Raw genomic sequence first — 22,226 nt, forward strand, 5'->3', positions numbered from 1 at the left:
TCCGTCCAAGGAGTCATCAATGCACACCCCGCCCAGCAGACGCCTGGCCGCCCTGCTCTCCATCGGCGCGCTCGTCGCCGCCTCCGTCGTCACCGCCTCGGTGCCGGCCCAGGCCGCCGACGAGTCCATCACCGTCAACTTCGCCACGGCAGGCGGCTCCCCGACCTACCGGGCCTCCGGCTGGATCTACGGCATGACCGAGAACGCGTCGGGGCCCGCGGACCACTTCTTCCGGGACGTGAAGTTCCGGTACATGCGCGCCGGCGGCGCGCAACTCGACTCCCCGGGTGGCTGGGTGTCGGGCCGGTACGACCGCCGGTGGAACTCGACCCGCGCCCAGTTGCTCCGCACCCGGGCGCTGGGCGGCGAGTTCATCCTGCTCGTCCACGACCTGTGGGGCGCCGACGGCTACCCGATCTCCCGCTTTCCCGGCGACAACGGCAACTGGACCGACTACGACAACTTCCTCACCCGCCTGATCGACGACGTGCGCGCGACGGGCGCCCCGGTCCAGTGGGACCTGTGGAACGAGCCCAACATCACGCTGTTCTGGAACCGGCCCCAGTCCCAGTACTTCGAACTGTGGCGGCGCACCTACCAGCGCGTCCGCGCCGAATTCCCGACGCACCTGATCGTGGGACCCAGCTGCGCCTGCGTGCCGTCCACGAGCGGCTGGTGGACCCAGTACCTCGACTACGTCAGGGCCAACAACGTGGTCCCCGACATCGTCAGCTGGCACTCGCTGCCCGGCGACCCGGTAGCGAACGTGGCCACGGCGAACACCACCCTCAACTCGCGCGGCATCGCCCATCCCCGTCCGTACCAGATCAACGAGTACGCGAACCCCAACGAGCAGAACCCGGGTGACGGCTCCTGGTACATCGCCCGCCTGGAACGGGCCGGCGCCGACGGCCTGCGGGCCAACTGGGCGGGTGGCGGCAACCTGCACAACGATCTGGCCAGCCTGCTCGTCCGCAATTCGGCGGGGCAGCACCTGCCGAAGGGCGAATGGTGGGTCTACCGCTTCTACGGCTCGCAGACGGGTCAGATCGCGTCCGTCACCCCCAGCGGGTCGTACGACGCGTTCGCCACCAAGGCGAGCGGGGTGGCGAAGGTCCTGGTCGGCGGTGGCGGCACGACGGGCAACATCGCGGTCAACCTGCAGCGTCTCGACACCACCAGCGGAATCGTGCAGAACAACCAGGTCCGGGTGGTCGCCCAGCGCATCCCGTACAACGGTGGCGGCGCGGTCCAGGGCCCGATCACCGTTCAGAACTCCGTGGTGACCCTGTCCGGCAACGCCACGACGGTCAACCTGCCGCACGGCAATGTCGATGACACCTTCACCGTCACGCTGCTGCCCCCTTCTGACGGCGGTTTCCAGACCGTCGCCGTCGCCCAGCACTCCCAGCAGTGCCTGGACAACGCCGGCATGAGCACCGCCGACGGCAACCAGCAGCAGCAGTTCTACTGCGAGGGCGGCGACCAGCAGCTGTGGAACTTCCGCCCGGTCGCCGGGGTCGCCGACACCTACACCGTCGTCAACCAGCACTCGGGCAAGTGCCTGGACGTCAACGGCGTCTCCACCGCCGACGGCGCGGCCGTCATCCAGTGGACCTGCGTCAGCGGGTCGCTGAACCAGCAGTTCACGCTGCGGAAGGTCACCTACGGCGGCAACGACTCCCACGACTACCAGCTCGTGGCCCGGCACAGCGGCAAGTGCGTGGACGTGAGCACGATCTCCACGGCCGCCCGCGCGCCGATCCACCAGTGGACCTGCAACCCCGCAGGCCAGGGCAGCCCGCTCAACCAGACCTGGCGGCTGTGGGGCCGGTGACGCGCCCGTAGCCACCGACGCCGGACGGCGGATTCCTGGTCACTCCACCAGGAATCCGCCGTCGCGGGGCCTCTGGTCAGACTCGGGTCCATTTCTGGTTGGTGCCGCCGTGGCAGGTCCAGATCTGGACCTTGGTGCCGTTGGCGGTGCCGTAGCCGGAGATGTCCAGGCACTTGTTCGCGCCGACCGCGGTGATGCTGCCGTCGGAGTTGAAGCGCCACTTCTGGTTGTTCTGGCCGTTGCAGTCCCAGATGATGACGGCCGTGCCGTCCGCGGTGCCGCCGCCGTTCACGTCCAGGCACTTGTTGCCGTAGACGCGCAGCTCACTGGAACCGGTGGAGGTCCACTGCTGGTTGGCCTGCCCGTTGCAGTCCCAGATCTGTAGCTGGGCGCCGTTGGTCTGGGAGACGCCGGTGACGTCCAGGCACCTGTTCGACGCCACACCGCGGATCGCGCCCGCGGACGAGGTGCCGCCGGGCTGGCCGATGCTCCCGGACACCGACTGCAGCGCCGCGTACCAGGCGGCGGCCATCTTGTCGTAGCCGCCCGCGGTGGGGTGGATGCCATCGATCAGGTCGGATGTGGTGAGCTTGCTGTGCATGTCCACCAGGTAGACCCGCTTGCCGCTGTTGACCTTGCTCTGCACGATGCCGGGGATCGCCGCGTTGAAGGTGCGGGCGGCCGACTCCTGGCCCGAATTGGAGAGCGGGATGATCGTCGCCACGAACACGTCCGCGTTCGGCACGGTCGCGGTGATGCGGTCGATCAGCGTCGACAGCCGGTTCGGCGCACCGGAGAGGTTGAAGTTCTGCAGCACATCGTTGGTGCCGATGTGCAGCAGCACGGTGCGCGGGGTGTAGGTACGCAGCCAGCCGGTGATGTTGGCGTCGATCTGGTCGATGCGCCAGCCGGGATGGCCCTCGTGGTCGTGGTCGCCCAAGCCGCCCGGTCCGTTGAACTGTGAGCCGACGAAGTCGACGGTGTAGCGGCCGGAGGCCAGACGCTGCCACAGGCCGATGCGGTAGCCGCCCGGCACCTGGGTGCCTTCGGTGATCGAGTCGCCCAGCGGCATCACGCGTACTCCGCCGTTGGATTCGGCGGCGGCGGTTCCCGCCCCGGTCACCAGGCTGATCGCGGTCATGGTCATGGCCAGGAGTGCGGCGGCGAGCCACGGTTTCCACGCGCCTCGCCGGCTGTGCCGACCCGATTCCTCTGTTAACGTTAACATTTCGCGTGCAGCTCCTTTGGGTAAAACGCGCAAGCGGATGAACAGGTGTGAGCGGTTACCGCTGTCAAGGGGGTGAGCCTTCGCCGGGGGATGAGTCGCCCGGCGAAGGCTCGTCGTTACAGGTTGTCAGGCGCGGGTCCATTTCTGGTTGGTGCCGCCGTGGCAGGTCCAGATCTGCACCTTGGTGCCGTTGGCGGTGCCGTTCCCTGACACGTCCAGGCACTTGTTCGCGCCGACCGCGGTGATGCTGCCGTCGGAGTTGAAGCGCCACTTCTGGTTGTTCTGGCCGTTGCAGTCCCAGATGATCACGGCCGTGCCGTCCGCGGTGCCGCCGCCGTTCACGTCCAGGCACTTGTTGCCGTACACGCGCAGCTCACTGGAACTGGTGGAGGTCCACTGCTGGTTGTTCTGACCGTTGCAGTCCCAGATCTGCGCTTGCGCGCCGTTGGCCTGCGAGGCGCCGTTGACGTCCAGGCATCTGTTCGACCCGACACCCCGCAGCGCGCTCGTGCTCCCAGAAGGGGACGGAGAGGGCGAGGGTGACGTGCCGGTCTGGGGCCCGGCGGACGCCATCACGGCCTGGGCGCCGGAAGGCCAGTTGCCGTTGGTGACGGTGACGTTGCCGGAGACGACGTTGCCGCGGTCGCCGTTGCTCACATTGGTGCTGCCGTTGGTCGACCAGTTGTTGGTGACGGTCCAGTTGCCCATGTTCTCCCCGCCCCAGTAGTTGGCGGTGGCCCAGGTGCCGGTGTTCGAGAACACGTTGTTGGTGACGGTGTAGTACCGGGACCCCTCGTCGAAGTAGACGCCGAAGTAGCCGTTGGTCCGCAGGCAGTAGTTGTCTCTGATCATCCCGTTCGGGTTCGCCGACAGGGTGTAGATGCAGCCGCCGTCGTTCATCTGCTGCATGACGTCGTGGACGTAGTTGCCGACGAGCTGGTTGCCGGAGGCGGTGGTGGGCGTCGAGTACCGCGGCTGGTAGTTGTACAGGCCGCGGCCGGCGTAGTTGTTGTTGCCGCCGGCGTCGTTGGCGCCCCAGCCGTAGCCGATGGACATGCCGGTGTACGGCAGGTTGTAGACCTCGTTGTGGGACACGTTGGTGTTGGTGACGTACGTGGTCAGGACCGAGACGATGCCCCGGTAGTCCAGGCCGAGGTCGTGGATCCGGTTGTTCGTGACGGTGATGTTTCGGTTGACCATCCGCTGGTCACCGGGGTGGTGTGCGTCGGCGCGCACGCCGCCGACCACGATGCCGCCGGCCGAGCTGCGGGCGATCTCGGACCTGGTGATCGTGATGTCGCCGGCGCCCAGGCCGACACCGCTGGCGTGCGCGTTGGCATCGTTGCCGATGCCCACGGCCGTCTGACCCAGGTTGACGAACTGGGAGTCGGTGAAGGTGATGTTGCCGGCGGCGGAGACCTGCACCGCGGCGGGCATCTGGGACCAGTTCGGCCGGGCGGCCTCGAACTGGGTGCAGCCGTTCTGGCAGGAGGTCAGCCGGTCGGCGGGCCAGTTCCAGTTGCCCGCGATGTAGGCGCCGGTCTGCTGGTCCGCATAGCCCTGGTTGCTGCTGGGCCCGAGCCAGGTCGTGCCGGTGAAGGTGATCCCGCTGAACGTGATGTGGTGCGCGGGCGCGTCGTAGGTGCCCCCGATGTTCACCAGGGACTGCAGCACGGGCAGCTCCACGCTGACGTTGCTCATGTTCTGCCCGTTCGCCGGGATGTAGTACAGGACGCCGGTCCCGGGGTTGATGTACCACTCACCCGGCGCGTCCAGGAACTCGTACGCGTTCGCCAGGTACAGCGGGCCCGCCCGGTGCGGCTGGGTGAAGGTGTCGTAGCCGAAGGTGTTGTTGTTCCAGCCGGGCTGCTGCATCGTGATGAAGTTGCCGCTGATGCTCTGCACCGTCACGTACCGGTCGGTGAAGGAGTTCACGCTCTCCATCTCGACCCGGTTCTGGTTGGCCAGGTTGTTCAGGTAGCTCAGGGCACTGTTGCTGAACCGCATACCGGTGCTGGTCGCGGTGAAGTCGGCCCGGTTCACCTGGGTGCGGGCGCGCGTGGCGACGGCGCCGTTGACGTACAGCTGCCGGGTGTCGATCCCGGTGCCGACGTTGGCGCGCCAGATGTTCTTCGCGGAGTCGGCCACTGACCATCCGGTTACCGCCCGGGCTCCGCTGATGGCGGGACGCGCACCCGCCGCGGCCTGCCATTTGACGGTGTAGCCGTTGTTTCCTGAGTCGGCGGCGGTCAGCCGGAGCGGCGCGGCGAGCCGGTAAACTCCGTCGGCCAGTTCCACGACGATGTCGCCGGACATGGCGCCGTTCAGCGATCGCACCGCCGTCTGTGCCGCGGACACCGAGCACGGCTGGGCGGAGGTGCAGGCGGTGCCGGTGCCGGAGGGTGACGCGTACAGGGTCGTGGTGGCCGCGAGGGCCGAGGTGGCCGGGGCGACGAGGGCGAACGCCGCGGCCAGCGCCGCGGCGACGATGCCGGTCAGGACCGGTCTCAACGCCGTGATGGGCGAAGATGACTGCACGGTGGGTTCCTTCGGGGTAGGGGTGTGGCAGGTCACGCTCTCCTCACACCCCGCCCATGTGATCCCAGCCACGGAGCCGGGAGGAGCGCCTTCGGGACCTCGCTACCAATTACGTTCGGAACACTGATGTCCGTCAAGACCTTAAGCACGCTTATTTCACCAGGCTCACACTGAGACTCTGGTCGTAGTTAACCGCTTTGCTCTGTTGACCAGTGGTGACGTTCACAACCGTGCCCGCCCGCATGACCATCACCGTATGAACCGTTCAGATGTGTCGTACTGATCAGAGGTCGTCGGCCTTCAGGAAAGACAACCGCGATCAGTCATACTCTTGCAGGGAAGGCGAGGAGGAAGCACGGTGACCGACACCCCGCGTGAGAGCGGATACCGGCCGGGCTACGAGGTGGCCGCGGAGCAGCTACTGGAGTTGATCGTCCGGCTGCGTCTGCGCCCGGGCGACCGCATGCCGACCGAGAACGAGCTGGCCCAGCAGTTGGGCACCAGCCGCACCGTCGTACGTGAGGCGGTGAAGATACTCTCCGCGCTCGGCCGGGTGCGCGCCCAGAAGGGCCGCGGGCTGTATGTCGCCGACGACGAGGGGATGCTCGGTTCTGGGCGCCGGGCCTCCTTCTTCCTTCCGACTGACCTGGACCACGTCTACATGCTGTTCGAGTTCCGCCGGGCACAGGAGATGGAGACCAGCCGGCTGGCCGCCCGCCGTGCCACCCCCACCGAGCTGAGGGCGATCGAGGAGGCGGCCCGCGTGTGCCGCCATGGCTTCGAGACCGGACGCGAGGAGCTGTTCAACGAGGGCGACGACACCTTCCACACCGCCATCGCCACAGCCTCGCACAACATGTTCCTCGAGATCGCCGTGCGGGAGGCCAGGCGGCTGCAGGCGCAGTCGAGCCTCATCGGGCTGCGGGGCTCGGTGGGCGGGCACGCCGCCAAGGCCGTCGAGGAGCACGAGGCCATCTACCAGGCCATCCGCGCCGGCGACCCCGAAGCGGCCGCCCAGGCCGCCGCCACGCACATCGACAACACTCTCGACGACTACCGCAGGGAGATCCAGCAGCGTCTCTTCTCCTCCCAGTGACGCGGGTGCCTGAACCGGTTCGATCCAGGGGAGGGGCGGGACGTGAGCAGACGAAGCCGGGGCGGATGAATCTTTCATCTCGGCGGAGTGTGAGCATCGCCGATCAGAGCCGCCGGAAAGAGCTTCCGGCAGGCAGCCGGACAGGCCGGACCCTTGACAGGTTGTCCGCCCGTCGTATGTGCTTCGCCGTACACCGCCGCCTCCCTCCTCAGCGGATTCAGTCACGTTAGCGAATCGATTCGCATTCATCGCGGCGACCGGCTCCCCAGCGGCCCTTGCGCCCTGTTCCCAAGGAGTACGACAATGCAGCCTTCATCCGTCCCCTTATCAGGCCGCGCGCCGCGGCCGGCCGTCGTCGCGTCTGTCGTGGCGGTGCTGGCGACCGTCCTGGCCACCGCGCTGTCCTGGTCGGCGCCGGCCTCGGCGGCGACCACGCCGCTGGTGGGCGTGGGGTCGAACAGGTGCCTGGACGTCAACGGCGCCTCGCAGGCCAACGGCGCCCAGGTGCAGATCTGGGACTGCAACGGGCAGGCCAACCAGCAGTGGACCTCGACCACCGCGAGTGAGCTGCGGGTGTACGGCGGCAAGTGCCTGGACGTGAACGGCGGCGGGACGGCCGACGGCACGGCTGTCATCATCTGGGACTGCAACGGTCAGAACAACCAGAAGTGGCGGTTCAACTCCGACGGCAGCACCACCGCGGTCGGCGCGAACAAGTGCCTGGACGTGTCAGGGAACGGCACCGCCAACGGCACCAAGGTGCAGATCTGGTCCTGCCACGGTGGCACCAACCAGAAATGGACCACCGGCGCCCAGCCCAGCCCGACGCCGACCTCGTCGCCGAGCCCGCAGCCGCCCGGCGCGCGCCCGTGTGACATCTATGCCTCGGGCGGCACGCCGTGCGTGGCCGCGCACAGCACGACGCGGGCGCTCTACGGCGCGTACAACGGCAACCTGTACCAGGTCAGGCGCTCCTCCGACAACACCACCAGGAACATCGGCGTCCTGGCCGCGGGCGGCGTCGCCAACGCCGCGGCACAGGACTCGTTCTGCGCCGGCACCACGTGCGTCGTCACGGTCGTCTACGACCAGTCCGGGCGAGGCAACGACCTGTGGTACCAGGGATCCAGCGTGGTTCCCGGCTCCCCGCAGAGCAGGCCCGCGATCGCGACCACCGAATCGCTCACCGTCGGCGGCAGCAAGGCCTACTCCCTCTACATCAACCCCGGCAACAGCTACTGGCGGGACGGCCACCTGACCGGCGTCCCCACCGGCAGCGCGCCCGAGGGCATGTACATGGTGACCAGCGGAACCCACGTCAACAGCGGCTGCTGCTTCGACTACGGCAACAGCGAGACCACCAGGAAGGCCGACGCCGCCGGCGCCATGGACGCCATCAACTTCAGCACCCAGTGCTGGTTCGGCGGCTGCTCCGGGACCGGCCCCTGGGTCCAGGCCGACCTGGAGTGGGGCCTGTTCCCCGGCGGCAGCCAGTCGTGGAACCCCAACCAGCGGGCCTTCCCCCACAAGTTCGTCACCGCCACCTTGAAGAACAACGGCACCACCCGGTTCGCCATCAAGGGCAGCAACGCCCAGTCCGGCAGCCTGTACACCCTGTACGACGGTTCGCTCCCCAACGGCTACAGCCCAATGAAAAAGCAGGGGGCCATCATCCTGGGCAGCGGCGGCGACTGCTGCAAGCCCGACGGCGGCGCCAACCTCAGCGCGGGCACCTTCTACGAAGGGGCCATGGTCGCCGGCTACCCCACCGACGCCACCGAGAACGCCGTCCAGGCCAACGTCATCGCCGCCGGCTACCGCTGACGGAAGCCGTCGGCGACCGCCAGCAGTCGTCGCCCGGCGTGTTCCGGCCGGATGTTGGGGCCCTCGGCGGCCCTGGCGTCCGGCCGGCGGGTGAACGTGTTGATCGCGTGCTCGTCGATCGTGAGGCCGAGACCCGGCGTGTCTCCGAGGATGAAGGCGCCGTCCTCGACGTACAGGTCGAGCGATACTCCGAGCGGCGGGTGCAGGTCCTGCAACTCGCTGGCCATATGGTTCGGCACCGACGTCGCGGCGTGCAGCAGCCCGACCGGCGTGGTGCCGATCGGACTGACCGGCAGATCGTGGGCGTGCGCCAGGGCGGACACCCGGAGGAAGTGGGACACGCCCCAGACCGCGGCCGTCTGCACGATGTCGACGGCCCCCGCGGCCAGCAGCGGGCGGAACTGCTCAAGCCCGCTGAGGTTCTCCCCGGTCGCCACGGAGGCGCGGATCCCGCGGCCGACGACGGCCAGGCCTTCGGCGTCCCACCGCCGGACCGGCTCTTCGATCCAGGTGAGATCCAGGGTGCGCTCCAGTTCACCGACGTGCCGGACCGCCTGCTTGCGCGTCCAGGCCTCGTTCACGTCGAGCATGAGGCCCGGCCGCGACCCGTGCCCGGCCTCGGTCAGGACGTCCCGTACCAGCGTGAGGCGGTGCCGGTCACGCCCTATGTCCAGGCCGCCCTTGATCTTGGCTGCGCGCAGACCGTGCTGGGCGTAGACCTGGTAGGCGGAGACGAGTTCGTCGTCGGTCAGGCCGATGTCGAGGCCCGAGGCGTAGGCGGGGACCCGCTTGTCGCGTCCGCCCAGCAGACGCCAGAGCGGTTCACCGGCCGCCTGTGCCTTGATGTCCCACAGGGCGGTGTCGAGCGCGCCGATCGTACCGAACACGGTGCCCGCGTGCCCCGCCTTGAAGGTCTGCCGCAGCATGCGGTCGTAGAGCGCGGTCACGCCGCGCGGATCCTCGCCCTCGATCGCGGCGAACACGGCGTCGATCTCCACGTACGGCCCGAGACCGACACCGGTGATCCCCTCGTCGGTGTCCACCATGACGATCGGCACCGAGACGGCCCCGTCGGCGAAGACGCCGTTGGCGTCACCGACGGGACGGCCCCATTCCTGGACCGTCGTCGTGGTCCGGTACCCCGTGATCCGCATGTCAGCCTTTCGTGGCACCGGCGGTGACGCCGTCGGCGATCTGGCGCTGGAGGAACAGATAGATCATCAGCACGGGTACCGCGGCGATCAGGACTCCCGAGGCGAAGGTGGGGATGTCGTCGGAGTACTGTCCGCGCAGCGAGTTGACCCCGATCATGAGGGTGCGATGCTCGGGCGACGGCATCATCAGCAGCGAGATGAGCACGTCGTTCCAGCAGAACAGGGTGTCCAGAATGCCGACCGACAGCAGCGCGGGAACGCCCAGCGGGAGCATGATCCGCCGGTACACGCCGTACACCGTGTTCCCGTCGATCCTGGCGGCGTCGACGATCTCCGCAGGAATGGTCCGGTAGTGGCTGGTCATCAGGAACACGGTGAAGGGGAGGAACTGTGCGACGTAGGCCAGGATCAGTCCCGGGTAGGTGTCGACGAGCCCGCTGTCGGCCATCACCCTGGTGAGCGGCACCATGATCACCTGGAACGGGACGAACAGCCCCGCGAGGCAGCCCAGGAAGATCATGGAAGAACCGCGGAACCGCAGCTGGCTCAGCGCGAAGCCCGCCATCGACCCCAGCAGGAGCAGCAGGGCCACCGCGCATGTCACGACGATGAAGGAGTTGGCGAAGTACCGGGCCATCCCGGCGCCGGCCCACGCTTCGGCGAGGTTGTCCCAGCGCGGCGAGCCCGCCCAGGAGAACCGGTGGAGGATGTAGTCGCGCCGGGTCTTCATCGCGACGTTGGCGGTGAACACCAGAGGATAGATCGTCGCCAGCGCCAGAACGGCCATCGGAACGGCGGCCACCCACCTGGCCAGACGCCTGCCGGGCATCAGTCCCGCCTCCCCGCGCGGCGGAGCAGGGTGATCTGCAGGATCCCCACCACGAGCATCACGACGAAGAGGACCGTCGAGGCGGCCGAGGCGAGCGCCGGCCGGTTCAGCTGTCCCTGTTGGTGCCAGATGTAGTACTCCGGCAGGTAGGTCGACCCCTCCGGGCCACCGCCGGTCATGACGAAGAGCAGGCCGAACATGGACGTCAGCATCCCGATCATCGTGGTCACGAAGACGAACTGAATGGTACGTGTCAGGCTCGGGATGATCACGTGCCAGATGATCTGGGGGAGTGACGCGCCGTCCACGCGGGCGGCGTCCAGCAGCGAGGTGTCCATGGTGCTGAATCCGGCGAGGAACACCACCAGGGCCATGCCGAACGTCGCCCAGATGTGCACGCCGACGACCGTGAACATGGCGATGCCGGGATCGCCGAGCCAGTCGACCGGGCCGGCGCCGATCGCCCTGAGTAGGGCGTTCAGCGGGCCGTCGAACCCGAGCATGAGGTTGAAGATCGCGCCGACGATCACCGGTGAGAGCACGGCCGGGAAGAAGTAGACGCTGCGGTAGACGCGGTGACCCGGCACGCGCAGATAGATGAAGGTCGCGAGCAGGCCCGGAATCGCCACCGCCACGGGTAGCAGCAGCACCAGCAGCCCGACGTTCCGCAGCGAGGTGCGGAACAACGGATCGTCGGCCAGTTCCAGGTAGTTGTTCAGGCCGACCGGGGTCCCGTTGAGCTCGCCGTCGCCCGTGAAGGAGAAGTTGATCCCAAGGACGAGCGGCCACAGCCGCAGCACCACGATGATCAGTACGGCCGGGACCACCAGGACGTAGGGGGCCAGGCGTTCGGCGCGCGCGCCACGGGAGGTCGGCCGGGTAGCCGTGTCAGCCTTCCTGCGGCGCCCCCGCTGTTTCATCGTCGATCCGTGGGCCCGCCCGGAGCCGGTCGGGCGGACCAACGGCGACGAATTTCCGATCGGCACGCGATCAGCGCGCCCGGTCGGCGGCGGCCAGCTGCTCCACAGCCTTGTCCACGGTGGTCGACCCGCTCAGGAGTTGCTGGGAGAGCCTGCCCATCAGGTCCAGGGTCTTGGAGGACAGCGCGACGTGCAGGGCGGGCTTGCCGGTCTTGATCTCGGGCACGATCGCGGCGACGGCCGGACCGGCCTGCGACACGTCGATCGTCGTGTCGGAGGCGATCGCGCCGGCCTTGGCGTAGAACGCGGTCAGGGCGTCCGTAGAGGTCAGGGATCGCACCAGGTCGGCGGCCAGCTTCGGGTCCTGCGTCCACTTCGCGACCGCGTAGCCGATACCGCCGTCGTACGGGAGGCTCGGGGCGGCCCCCTCGGTGACGACCGGGGCCGGCATGACGCCGATCTTGTCGGGCGGCAGGAACTCGCCGAAGTCCTTCCAGTGCCCGATGTCCGACATCAGCCCGATGATGTGGGCGGCCTTGCCGGTCTCGAAAACCGCGAAGATGTCGGTGAACATCGCGGTGGAGTTGGCGCCGTCGTTGTTCAGCCCCTTGTCGTTGGCGTCCTTCCACAGCTCGAAGATCCGCCGCACGTGGGGGGAGTTCCAGTCGCGCTTGCCCGCGATCCAGTCGTCGTACTCCTGGGGGGTCAGGATGCCGGATCCCAGGCCCGACATGAAGAACTGGATGCCGATGCCTTCCTTGTTGCCGAGCGCGAAGCAGGTGGCCCCGGTCGCCTTCTTGATGGCGGCGCAGCCGCTGACGAACTCGTCCCAGGTCTTCGGCGGGTTCGCCGGGTCGAGACCGGCCTTCTCGTAGAGCGTCTTGTTGTAGTAGATCGGGTGCCCCTGCAGGGTCACCGGCGCGGCGTAGATCTTGCCGTCCTTGGTGAACGCGTCCCAGCCCGCCAGCCGGCTCCTGTCCTCGGCCACGTACTCCTCCAGCGGGAGGAGCGCGTCGACCCGGTCGCGGATCTGCCCGCCGCCGTTGAAGAGCATGACGTCGGGCCCCTTGCTGGACTGGATCGCCGTGCCGAGCAGCGTGTAGTACTGGTCGAACGGCTGGGCGACGAACTCGACGGTGACATCGGGATGCCGCTTGGCGAAGTCGGCCTTCGCCTTCTCGATGTACTCGGCGGCGGCCGGTTCACCGGACTTCCAGTCCCAGACCACGAGTTTCTGCTGCTTCTGCGGCGAGTCTCCGGACGGGGACTCCGTCCGTGCCGCGCTTCCGCAGCCGGCCAAAACCAGTCCCGCGGCCACCAAGGCCGACCACAACGCTCGCTGCTTCATAGCTGCTCACTCTCCGAGAGCGGCCGATGGACCCGGCCATCTTGTGCGGCGAAACGTAACTCGTATGACGTCTCACGTCAATAGCGGGTGACGTATACTGACGCGGTGGCGCTGCCCTAGCCAGGCCACCGGAGGGGGATATGGCGGCATCGCAGGAAACGGCCGGCGGTATCCCGGAACCACCGGCCTGGGTACGACGCCCGGCCAATCTCGCCCGAGCGATGACGGCCGAGCTGGTGGAGCGCATCGTTCGCGGCGTGCACCCGCCCGGAACGCCGCTGCCTCCCGAGCCCGCGCTGTGCGAAGCCTTCTCCGTGAGCCGCACCGTCGTCCGGGAAGCCGTGAAAATCCTGCAGGAAAAGGGGCTGGTTCAGGTCCGCCAGGGCGCCGGCACCATGGTGACCCCTCCGGCGATGTGGGACATGCTCGACGAGCTCGTTCTCGCCGCGACCATCGCCGAGGACGAGAGCCTGGCGATTCTCGACGACCTCGTCGTCACACGGCGGGTGCTTGAGTCCGACATGGCGAACGTCGCCGCCCGCGTGGCCGGGCCGGACACCGTGCAGCGACTGCGCGAGCTGGTGGACCAGATGGACGAGCTCGTGGACGACCACGTCACGTATGCCGACTTCGACCGGGCCTTCCACGACACGATCATGCAGGCGTCGGGGAACCGCATCGCCCGTGGCGTCGTACGGTCGCTGGAGAGCCAGGTCATCAACACCGCCCGGTACATGGGCCGGACCGAGCGGGCCCTGTGCGTGGCGTCCAACCTCGGCCACCGCCGCATCTACGAACGCGTCGCCGCCCACGATCCTGACGGCGCCGCCGAGGCGATGTTCAACCACATCACCGAGGCCTGGCTGGTCCGCCGCAGCGGACCGGCCGATCCCGTCCGGCTGCAGCGTTAGCACCGCCGTCACCCCGTGAGAACGGTCACTCCCCGCCAGGACAGGGGTGGCCATGATCGCCTGCTCCTGCCCGGAAACGGTTCGATCAGCGATCGGTGAAAGTTTCAGCGCGCCAGGTCGGCGGTGACCACGGCCGCTTCCGCTGGCCAGACGCAGGAGCGGCGGGCCGTGTCGGCCCAGGGCCCGCAACATCGGAAAGGCCCGGCCTTGACAGGCCTCGGCAAAGTCATATTTGCTCCGCTGCACCATCGCCTGCAGTATCCGAAAGAAAGGAGAACCTGTTTACGGCGGCGCTAAGTGAGCGTTAACAATCCATCACTCGACCGGCCGGCGAATGCGCGCACGGCCGGCGGGTTTCGATCGGCGTAACGCGGCCGTGCCGCGTCGATCCGGCATTCCTCGGGCCGGAGAAAGAAACGCCGACGGCCAACGTTCGCACCCCCGGGAAAGGGGGGTGAGCAAAACGGCTTCCCCGTCTACGGGTGTCCCATGAGAAGGGCAAAGGAACTACGTGATGTTGAGGTATAGGTCCCTCTTCACCGCTGTCGCGACCACGGCACTGCTGGTCCTGGCCGCGACACAGACGGCGCTGGGCGAAAGCGCGACCATGTCGCTCACCAGAAAGAGCGCCCTCGCGCCCACCGCGGGATGCGGCAAGACTCCGACGCTGAGAAGCGGTACGCAGTCCATTACCACCAGCGGGAAGAATCGCAGCTACATCCTGAGAATTCCCGACAACTACAACAACAACACCCCCTACCGGTTGATTTTCGGGTTCCACTGGAACGGCGGCACCGCCAATGATGTCGATTCCGGCGGAACCAGCGGGTACGTCTGGTCCTACTACGGGCTCAGGGCATTGTCGAACAACACCGCGATCTTTGTCTCGCCCCAGGGCTTCAACAACGGCTGGGCCAACTCCGGCGGTGAGGACGTCACCTTCGTCGACGACATGATCCGGCGGATCGAGGCGGACCTCTGTGTCGACACCGCCCAGCGCTTCGCCCTGGGCTTCAGCTACGGCGGCGGCATGAGCTACGCGCTCGCGTGTGGCCGGGCGACGACCTTCCGCGCGGTGGCGGTCTACTCCGGCGGGCAGCTCAGCGGGTGCAGTGGCGGCAACGACCCCATCGCGTACATCGGGCTGCACGGCCTCAGGGACCCGGTGCTCAACATCTCCGCGGGCCGGTCGCTGCGTGACAGGTTCGTCAGGAACAACGGCTGTACGGCCCAGAACCCGCCGGAGCCGGCGCAGGGCAGCCTGACGCACATCGTCACCTACTACTCGGGATGCCGGGCCGGGTATCCGGTCGCGTGGGCGGCGTTCGACGCGGGTCACACCCCCAATCCCGTGGACGGAAGGTCGGGCGACTTCGAGCCCGGCGAGAACTCCTGGACCAGGCAGGTGGTGTGGAACTTCTTCGCGCAGTTCGGGGGCGGCAACCCGACTCCGACGCCGACGCCGACTCCCACGGTCAATCCGCCGGGGACGAGCGTGCTGCGGGGTGTGGGGTCGAACAGGTGCCTGGACGTCACCGGCGTCTCCCAGAACAACGGCACCCAGGTGCAGATCTGGGACTGCAACGGTCAGAACAACCAGCAGTGGACCTCGACCGGTTCCGGTGAGCTGCGCGTGTACGGCAACAAGTGCCTGGACGTGAACGGCGCCGCGACGGCCGACGGCACGGCTGTCATCATCTGGGACTGCAACGGTCAGAACAACCAGAAGTGGCGGTTCAACTCCGACGGCAGCATCACCGCGGTCGGCGCGAACAAGTGCCTGGACGTGTCAGGGAACGGCACCGCCAACGGCACCAAGGTGCAGATCTGGTCCTGCCACGGCGGCAGCAACCAGAAATGGACCCGCGCCTGAGGCGTATCAGCGGCCGATGAGGTCACCAGAGACGGCACCCCTCTGGACAGAACGCGCACTGGCAACAGCGCGGCGGCGCGCGCCTTGCCCTGACTGAAGTTCATATGTCAGGAAGGAACACTCATGTCCCGACGTCCGTGGCTCAGACTGCTGACCACGATGGCGCTGATCACTCCAGGAGCCTTCGCGCTCACCGCCTCCCCGGCGAACGCACTGACCATTTCGGCGTCCGACTACCAGCAGGTGTCGCTCGCGTCGGGCGGCGCGGAACTGGGTGAGGCGATGTCACTGGCCGTGATGCCGAACCGGTCGGTCGTCCACACCGCCCGCGACGGCACGGTGCGGGTCACCGATGTCAACGGCAACACGAAGGTGGCCGGCAGGCTCAACGTCTACACCCACGACGAGGAGGGCCTGCAGGGTGTGGCGGTCGATCCGAACTTCGCCACGAACCGGTACGTCTGGCTGTACTACTCACCTCGGCTCAGCACGCCGAGCGGCGACGCCCCGGCCACCGGCACCCAGGCTCAGTTCGACCAGTGGAAGGGTGAGCTTTACCTGTCCAGGTTCACCCTCAAATCGGATGACACGCTCGACCTGGCGAGCGAGAAGGTCGTCCTGCGGGTCGCCAACGACCGCGGCATGTGCTGTCACGTGGGCGGCGACATCGACTTCGACGCCGCCGGCAACCTGTATCTGACCACCGGGGACGACACCAACCCGTTCGAGTCGAGTGGCTACTCCCCGCTGGACGAGCGGACCAACCGCAACCCGCAGTACGACGCCCAGCGCACCGCGGCCAACACCAACGACCTGCGCGGCAAGCTCCTGAGGATCAAGCCGCAGCCGGACGGCAGCTACACGATTCCGTCCGGGAACATGTTCGCCCCGGGGACGGCGAAGACCCGGCCGGAGATCTACGCCATGGGACTCCGCAACCCCTTCCGGATGAGCGTGGACAAGGCGACCGGCATCGTCTACCTGGGCGACTACGGGCCGGACGCGGGCGTGACCAACTCCAACCGGGGACCGAACGGGCAGGTGGAGTTCGACCGGATCACCGCTCCGGGTTTCTACGGCTGGCCGTACTGCACGGGCGGCAACACCACCAGCGAGACCTACAACGAGTGGGACTTCGCCGCCAACAGCACCGGCCCGAAGTTCAACTGCGCGGGCGGAGCGACCAACAACTCCTTCCGCAACACCGGTCTGACCACGCTGCCCGCGGCCAAGCCGGCGTGGATCAAGTACGCCGGCGACTCCGGCTCCCCGCCGGAGTTCGGCAGCGGTTCCGAGTCGCCGATGGGCGGCCCGGTCTACCGGTACGACCAGAACCTGAACTCCAGCGTCAAGTTCCCGCAGGTGCTGGACGGCCGGTTCTTCGCCGGCGAGTACGGTCGCCGCTGGATCAAGGCCATCGAGGTGAAGGCCGACGGCGGCTACGGGGAGATCTCCGCGTTCCCCTGGTCGGGGACGCAGGTGATGGACATGGCCTTCGGCCCAGACGGGGCGTTGTACGTGCTCGACTACGGCACCGGAAGCAACAACCAGGCGCTCTACCGGATCGAGTACATCGGCCAGGCCAACCGCAACCCGATCGCCAGAGCCTCGGCCGACAGGACCTCGGGACCCTCCCCGCTGACGGTGAACTTCTCCTCGGCGGGCAGTTCCGACCCCGAGGGCGGCGCACTGACGTACTCGTGGAACTTCGGCGACGGCACCACCTCCACCGCCGCCAACCCGAGCAAGACCTACACCGCCAACGGCACCTACACCGCCACCCTCACCGTCAGGGACCCGCAGGGGCTGACTGGGGGCGCGAGCGTCATCGTGAGCGTGGGCAACACCGCCCCGACCGTCACGCTCACCACCCCCGCCGACGGTCAGCTGTTCTCCTTCGGCGACACGGTGCCGTTCCAGGTCAACGTCAGCGATCCGGAGGACGGCACGATCGACTGTTCGAAGGTGACGGTGACCTACTCGCTCGGCCATGACAGCCACGCCCACCAGATCACCTCCAGGACCGGCTGCAGCGGCTCCATCGCGGTGCCGGTCGACGGCGAGCACGACGCGGCGGCGAACATCTTCGGTGTTTTCGTGGCGTCCTACACCGACCGGGGTGGCCTGACCTCCACCAGTACCAGGACGCTGCAGCCGCGGCGGCGACAGGCCGAGCACTTCGGCGCCCAGCAGGGCGTCCAGACGGCCGACCACACCAGCGCCGAGGGCGGCAAGACCGTGGGCTTCGTCGACGACGGCGACTGGATCTCCTTCCAGCCGTACAACCTGAGCAACGCCAGGAGCGTCACCGCGCGGGTGTCCTCGGCCGGCGCGGGCGGCCGGATCGAGGTGCGGGCCGGCTCGGCGACGGGGACCCTGCTGGGAACCGTCACCGTGCCGGTGACCGGCAACTGGGAGACCTTCGTCAACGCGAGCGCCACGCTCAGCGGCACGCCCGCCGGCACGACCACGCTGTACCTGGTCTTCCGCGGGGCGACCGGCCAGGGCTACCTGTTCGACCTGGACGCCTTCACTCTCGACACCGGCACCTCGCCATCTCCGTCCCCCTCACCGTCGCCCTCGCCCTCTCCGTCGCCCTCGGGGAGCACGAGCGCGCTGCGGGGTACGGGGTCGGGCCGGTGCCTGGACATCACGGGCGCCTCCCAGGCCAACGGCGCGCAGGCGCAGATCTGGGACTGCAACGGTCAGAACAACCAGCAGTGGACCTCGACCGGTGCCAGTGAGCTGCGCGTGTACGGCAACAAGTGCCTGGATGTGAACGGCGGCGCGACGGCCGACGGCACGGCCGTGATCATCTGGGACTGCAACGGTCAGAACAACCAGAAGTGGCGCTTCAACTCCGACGGGACCATCACCGCGGTCGGGGCGAACAAGTGCCTGGACGTGTCGGGGAACGGCACCGCCAACGGCACCAAGGTGCAGATCTGGTCCTGTAACGGCGGCAGCAACCAGAAATGGACCCGCGTCTGAGCCATCCGCCAGACCACCTCATTGATGTGACGCCAGGCGCGGCCCCTTTCCCTCGTCGAAGGGGGCCGCGCCCGGGCGCCGCGACGGAAGGACATTCATGCTGCGACATCTGACCCCCGCCGCGCTCGGGCGCGCGGGAGGCGACCGGAGGACATCCATGCTGCGACGCCTGTCGGTGACCGCGGTGGCGCTCACCGCCGCCGCGGCGATGATCCCCGCCATACCCGCCCAGGCCGCCGCCTTCAAGGTGCTGGTGTTCTCCAAGACGGCCGGGTTCCGGCACGACTCCATCCCCAACGGGATCCAGGCCATCCGTGACCTGGGGGCCGCCAACGACTTCACCGTCGACGCGACCGAGGACTCCAACGCCTTCAACGCGGGCAACCTCGCCCAGTACAAGGCGGTGGTGTTCCTCAGCACCACCGGTGACGTGCTGAACGACACCCAGCAGAACGCCTTCCAGGCGTACGTGGACGGCGGGGGCGGCTACGTCGGGGTGCATTCGGCCGCCGACACCGAGTACAACTGGCCCTACTACGGGCAACTCATGGGGGCCTGGTTCAACAACCACCCCGCGATCCAGCAAGCCACCGTACGCAACGAGGACCGGGCGCACGCCGCTACCGCTCACCTGGGTACGACCTGGACGCGCACCGACGAGTGGTACAACTACCGCACCAACCCCCGCGCCAACGCACGCGTGCTGCAGAGCCTGGACGAGTCCAGCTACAGCGGCGGCGGCATGGGCGGCGACCATCCGATCACCTGGTGCCACCCCCAGTCCTCCGGCCGCGCGTTCTATACGGGCCTGGGGCACACCCAGGAGTCGTACGCGGACTCGAACTTCCGCACCCTGCTGCTGGGCGGAATCCGGTACGCGGCCAAGGCGGTCAACGCCGACTGCCGTCCGGAGACCGGGTACACGGCGTTGTACAACGGGTCGACCACGGGGTGGTCGCAGGCCGGGCCGGGGTCGTTCACCAACAGCGCGGCCACACTGACCTCCCAGGGTGGCATGGGCATGCTCTGGTACAGCGCCAAGGAGTTCCGCGCCTACTCCCTCAAACTCGACTGGAGGCTGACCGGCGACTCCAACTCCGGGGTGATCGTGGGGTTCCCGGCCACCAGCGACCCCAACGCGGCCCTCAACACCGGTTACGAGGTGCAGATCGACGCCACCGACACCCCGGACAAGACGACCGGCGCGATCTACGGGTTCAAGTCGGCCGACATCGCCGCACGTGACGCGGCGCTGAACCCGCCGGGCCAGTGGAACACCTACGAACTGCTGGTGCAGGGGGAGCGGCTGCAGGTGTTCCTGAACGGCACCAAGATCAACGACTTCACCAACGCCGATCCGGTCCGCTCGCTCCAGCAGGGCTACATCGGCATCCAGAACCACGGATCCGGTGACGTGGTGTCCTTCCGCAACATTCGGATCAAGGAACTGACCAGCCCATCCCCCTCACCTTCTCCCTCTCCCTCTCCGTCGCCTTCCCCGTCGCCCTCGGGGAGCGCGAGCGCGCTGCGGGGTGTGGCGTCGAACAGGTGCCTGGACATCTCCGGCGCCTCGCAGGCCAACGGCGCGCAGGCGCAGATCTGGGACTGCAACGGCCAGGTCAACCAGCGATGGACCTCGACCAGTTCCAGTGAGCTGCGGGTGTACGGCAACAAGTGCCTGGACGTGAACGGCGGCGGCACGGCCGACGGCACGGCCGTCATCATCTGGGACTGCAACGGCCAGAACAACCAGAAGTGGCGGTTCAACTCCGACGGCAGCATCACCGCGGTCGGCGCGAACAAGTGCCTGGACGTGTCAGGGAACGGCACCGCCAACGGCACCAAGGTGCAGATCTGGTCCTGCCACGGCGGCACCAACCAGAAATGGACCCGCGTCTGAAAGGCCGGTACGCCTTCGCCGGGTGATCCGTCACCCGGCGAAGGCGGGCCCCATCCCCGCTTCCGCGGTCGCCCGTGAACGGCATGTCCGGCGGACATGTGCGCAGGCAACCGATCAAGCGGAAACTGAAGGGAAACCGCGTGAAACGAATAATCAGAGCCATTCTGACGGCCACCACCGTCCTCCCCCTGGTCGCGGCAGCTGTCCTCCTCGGAGTACGGCCGACGTCCGCCGCGGCGCTGACCCAGGTGACGAACTTCGGGAACAACCCGACGAATCTCAATATGTACCTCTACGTGCCGGACCGAGTCGCGGCGCGGCCGGCGCTGCTGCTGCTGGTCCACTACTGCGGCGGATCAGCCGGAGCGATCTTCAACGGCAACGGGCGCGACTACGTGACCGCCGCCGACCGGTACGGATACGTCATCGTGCTGCCGGAGGCCACCCGCAGCGAGAAATGCTTTGATGTGTCCACCCCGGCCGCGTTACGGCGCGACGGCGGCGGCGACTCCACCGGCATCATGGCGATGGTCGCCTGGGCGCGGCAGCGCTACAACGTGGACCCGGGGCGGATCGTGGTCAGCGGGTTCTCCTCCGGGGCGATGATGACCAACGTGCTGGCCGCGCAGTATCCGGATGTGTTCGCCGCCGGATCGGCGTTCTCCGGGGTTCCCGCAGGGTGTTTCGCGACCACCAACGGGTCGCTGTGGAACAGCCAGTGCTCGGGCGGGCAGGTGATCAGGACGGCGCAGCAGTGGGGCGACCTGGCCCGGTCGATGTACCCGGCGTACACCGGGCGCTACCCCCGCATGCAGCTGTGGCATGGCACGACGGATACGACGCTGCACTACAACAACTTCGGTGAAGAGATCAAGCAGTGGACGAACCTGCACGGGCTGAGCCAGAGCCCGGCGTTCACCGACCGCCCGCAGTCGAACTGGACCCGGACCCGGTACGGCGTCACCTCGACGCAGGCCACGGTGGAGGGGATCAGCATCAGCGGGGTCGGCCACCAGTTGCCGATGAGCGGCCAGCTCGCCTACGCCATCTCCTTCCTCGGCCTGGACGGCGCCACGACCTCACCCTCACCATCCCCGTCGGCCTCGCCCTCTCCGTCGCCCTCGGGGAGCACGAGCGCGCTGCGGGGTGTGGCGTCGAACAGGTGTCTGGACGTCACCGGCGTCTCCCAGGCGAACGGCGCGCAGGCGCAGATCTGGGACTGCAACGGTCAGAACAACCAGCGATGGACCTCGACCGGTTCCGGTGAGCTGCGCGTGTACGGCAACAAGTGCCTGGACGTGAACGGCGGCGGCACGGCGGACGGCTCGGCCGTGATCATCTGGGACTGCAACGGTCAGAACAACCAGAAGTGGCGGTTCAACTCCGACGGCAGCATCACCGCGGTCGGCGCGAACAAGTGCCTGGACGTGTCAGGGAACGCCACCGCCAACGGCACCAAGGTGCAGATCTGGTCCTGCCACGGCGGCACCAACCAGAAATGGACCCGCGTCTGAAGCAAGCTCGGCTCGGCTTGATCGTGAAAGTTTCACACTTATAGTGGCGATATCACCGCGTGATGTGTCATGCCAATCTCCTCGGGATGGAGGTCGGTTGGACAGGTCAGGCCCCATCGATGGGGCTGAGAAATGCGGATTCTCGATTCAGGCAGCCAGAGACCGTCCAATGCAACAGGGCGCTCCGGCTTCCAGTGGCAAAAATAAGCATGCTTAATAGTGGTGTCGCGAGTTAGGAGACCCCCGTGCACGACCCCCACCCC

Annotated in this window: 14 protein-coding genes; 8 read left to right on the forward strand and 6 right to left on the reverse strand. The window is 67.7% G+C overall.

Translation table 11 applies throughout. The features are described from left to right. The first annotated feature begins 19 nt into the window (after positions 1-19). Positions 20-1,837 carry an RICIN domain-containing protein gene (locus KIP79_RS34330; protein WP_214109141.1) on the forward strand — a complete coding sequence of 606 codons (1,818 nt, stop codon included), beginning with the start codon at positions 20-22 and terminating at the stop codon, positions 1,835-1,837. A gap of 76 nt (positions 1,838-1,913) precedes the next feature. Here KIP79_RS34330 and KIP79_RS47680 read toward each other — a convergent pair whose 3' ends face one another. Both KIP79_RS47680 and KIP79_RS49775 read right to left on the reverse strand, forming a co-directional pair. Further along, positions 1,914-2,984: a lectin gene (locus tag KIP79_RS47680; protein ID WP_250214303.1), complete on the reverse strand. Its 1,071-nt coding sequence runs from the start codon at positions 2,982-2,984 to the stop codon at positions 1,914-1,916. A 207-nt stretch (positions 2,985-3,191) separates the two neighbouring features. Continuing rightward, complete coding sequence (locus KIP79_RS49775) at positions 3,192-5,603, reverse strand: ricin-type beta-trefoil lectin domain protein (RefSeq protein WP_308170042.1); 2,412 nt, start codon at positions 5,601-5,603, stop codon at positions 3,192-3,194. Positions 5,604-5,961: 358 nt separating this feature from the next. Here KIP79_RS49775 and KIP79_RS34350 point away from each other — a divergent pair, with 358 nt between their 5' ends. Together KIP79_RS34350 and KIP79_RS34355 are read left to right on the forward strand one after the other, a co-directional pair. After that, positions 5,962-6,699 carry a FadR/GntR family transcriptional regulator gene (locus KIP79_RS34350; RefSeq protein WP_214109142.1) on the forward strand — a complete coding sequence of 246 codons (738 nt, stop codon included), beginning with the start codon at positions 5,962-5,964 and terminating at the stop codon, positions 6,697-6,699. Between the two features lie 303 nt (positions 6,700-7,002). Further along, positions 7,003-8,523, forward strand: coding sequence for an arabinofuranosidase catalytic domain-containing protein (locus tag KIP79_RS34355; RefSeq protein ID WP_214109143.1), 1,521 nt, complete (start codon positions 7,003-7,005; stop codon positions 8,521-8,523). Here KIP79_RS34355 and KIP79_RS34360 read toward each other — a convergent pair. From KIP79_RS34360 to KIP79_RS34375, 4 genes are all read right to left on the reverse strand, one after another. Next, positions 8,514-9,677 carry a mandelate racemase/muconate lactonizing enzyme family protein gene (locus KIP79_RS34360; RefSeq protein WP_214109144.1) on the reverse strand — a complete coding sequence of 388 codons (1,164 nt, stop codon included), beginning with the start codon at positions 9,675-9,677 and terminating at the stop codon, positions 8,514-8,516. The genes KIP79_RS34355 and KIP79_RS34360 overlap by 10 nt on opposite strands. A gap of 1 nt (position 9,678) precedes the next feature. After that, positions 9,679-10,506 (reverse strand): carbohydrate ABC transporter permease, encoded by an 828-nt coding sequence (locus KIP79_RS34365; RefSeq protein WP_214109145.1) that lies wholly within the window; start codon positions 10,504-10,506, stop codon positions 9,679-9,681. Beyond that, positions 10,506-11,426, reverse strand: coding sequence for a carbohydrate ABC transporter permease (locus KIP79_RS34370; RefSeq protein WP_214109146.1), 921 nt, complete (start codon positions 11,424-11,426; stop codon positions 10,506-10,508). The genes KIP79_RS34365 and KIP79_RS34370 overlap by 1 nt, the downstream gene beginning before the upstream one ends. Before the next feature lie 70 nt (positions 11,427-11,496). Continuing rightward, on the reverse strand, positions 11,497-12,774 hold the full coding sequence (locus KIP79_RS34375) for an ABC transporter substrate-binding protein (RefSeq protein ID WP_214109147.1): 1,278 nt from the start codon (positions 12,772-12,774) through the stop codon (positions 11,497-11,499). Positions 12,775-12,914: 140 nt separating this feature from the next. Here KIP79_RS34375 and KIP79_RS34380 point away from each other — a divergent pair, with 140 nt between their 5' ends. The 5 genes from KIP79_RS34380 (at position 12,915) to KIP79_RS34405 (ending at position 21,963) form a co-directional block, all read left to right on the forward strand. Continuing rightward, positions 12,915-13,685 (forward strand): FadR/GntR family transcriptional regulator, encoded by a 771-nt coding sequence (locus KIP79_RS34380; protein WP_250214304.1) that lies wholly within the window; start codon positions 12,915-12,917, stop codon positions 13,683-13,685. A 514-nt stretch (positions 13,686-14,199) separates the two neighbouring features. Further along, a complete protein-coding gene (locus KIP79_RS34385) occupies positions 14,200-15,558 on the forward strand; it encodes a lectin (RefSeq protein WP_250214305.1) in 1,359 nt (452 codons plus the stop codon). A gap of 123 nt (positions 15,559-15,681) precedes the next feature. Continuing rightward, a complete protein-coding gene (locus tag KIP79_RS34390; RefSeq protein ID WP_250214306.1) occupies positions 15,682-18,549 on the forward strand; it encodes a lectin in 2,868 nt (955 codons plus the stop codon). A gap of 97 nt (positions 18,550-18,646) precedes the next feature. After that, positions 18,647-20,449 (forward strand): lectin, encoded by a 1,803-nt coding sequence (locus KIP79_RS34400; RefSeq protein WP_214109148.1) that lies wholly within the window; start codon positions 18,647-18,649, stop codon positions 20,447-20,449. Between the two features lie 140 nt (positions 20,450-20,589). After that, positions 20,590-21,963, forward strand: a complete 1,374-nt coding sequence (locus tag KIP79_RS34405; protein ID WP_308170043.1) for an extracellular catalytic domain type 1 short-chain-length polyhydroxyalkanoate depolymerase — start codon at positions 20,590-20,592, stop codon at positions 21,961-21,963. Positions 21,964-22,226 lie beyond the last annotated feature (263 nt).

The sequence above is a fragment of the Acrocarpospora catenulata genome (genome assembly GCF_018476525.1).
GTDB classification, from domain to species: Bacteria; Actinomycetota; Actinomycetes; order Streptosporangiales; family Streptosporangiaceae; genus Acrocarpospora; species Acrocarpospora catenulata.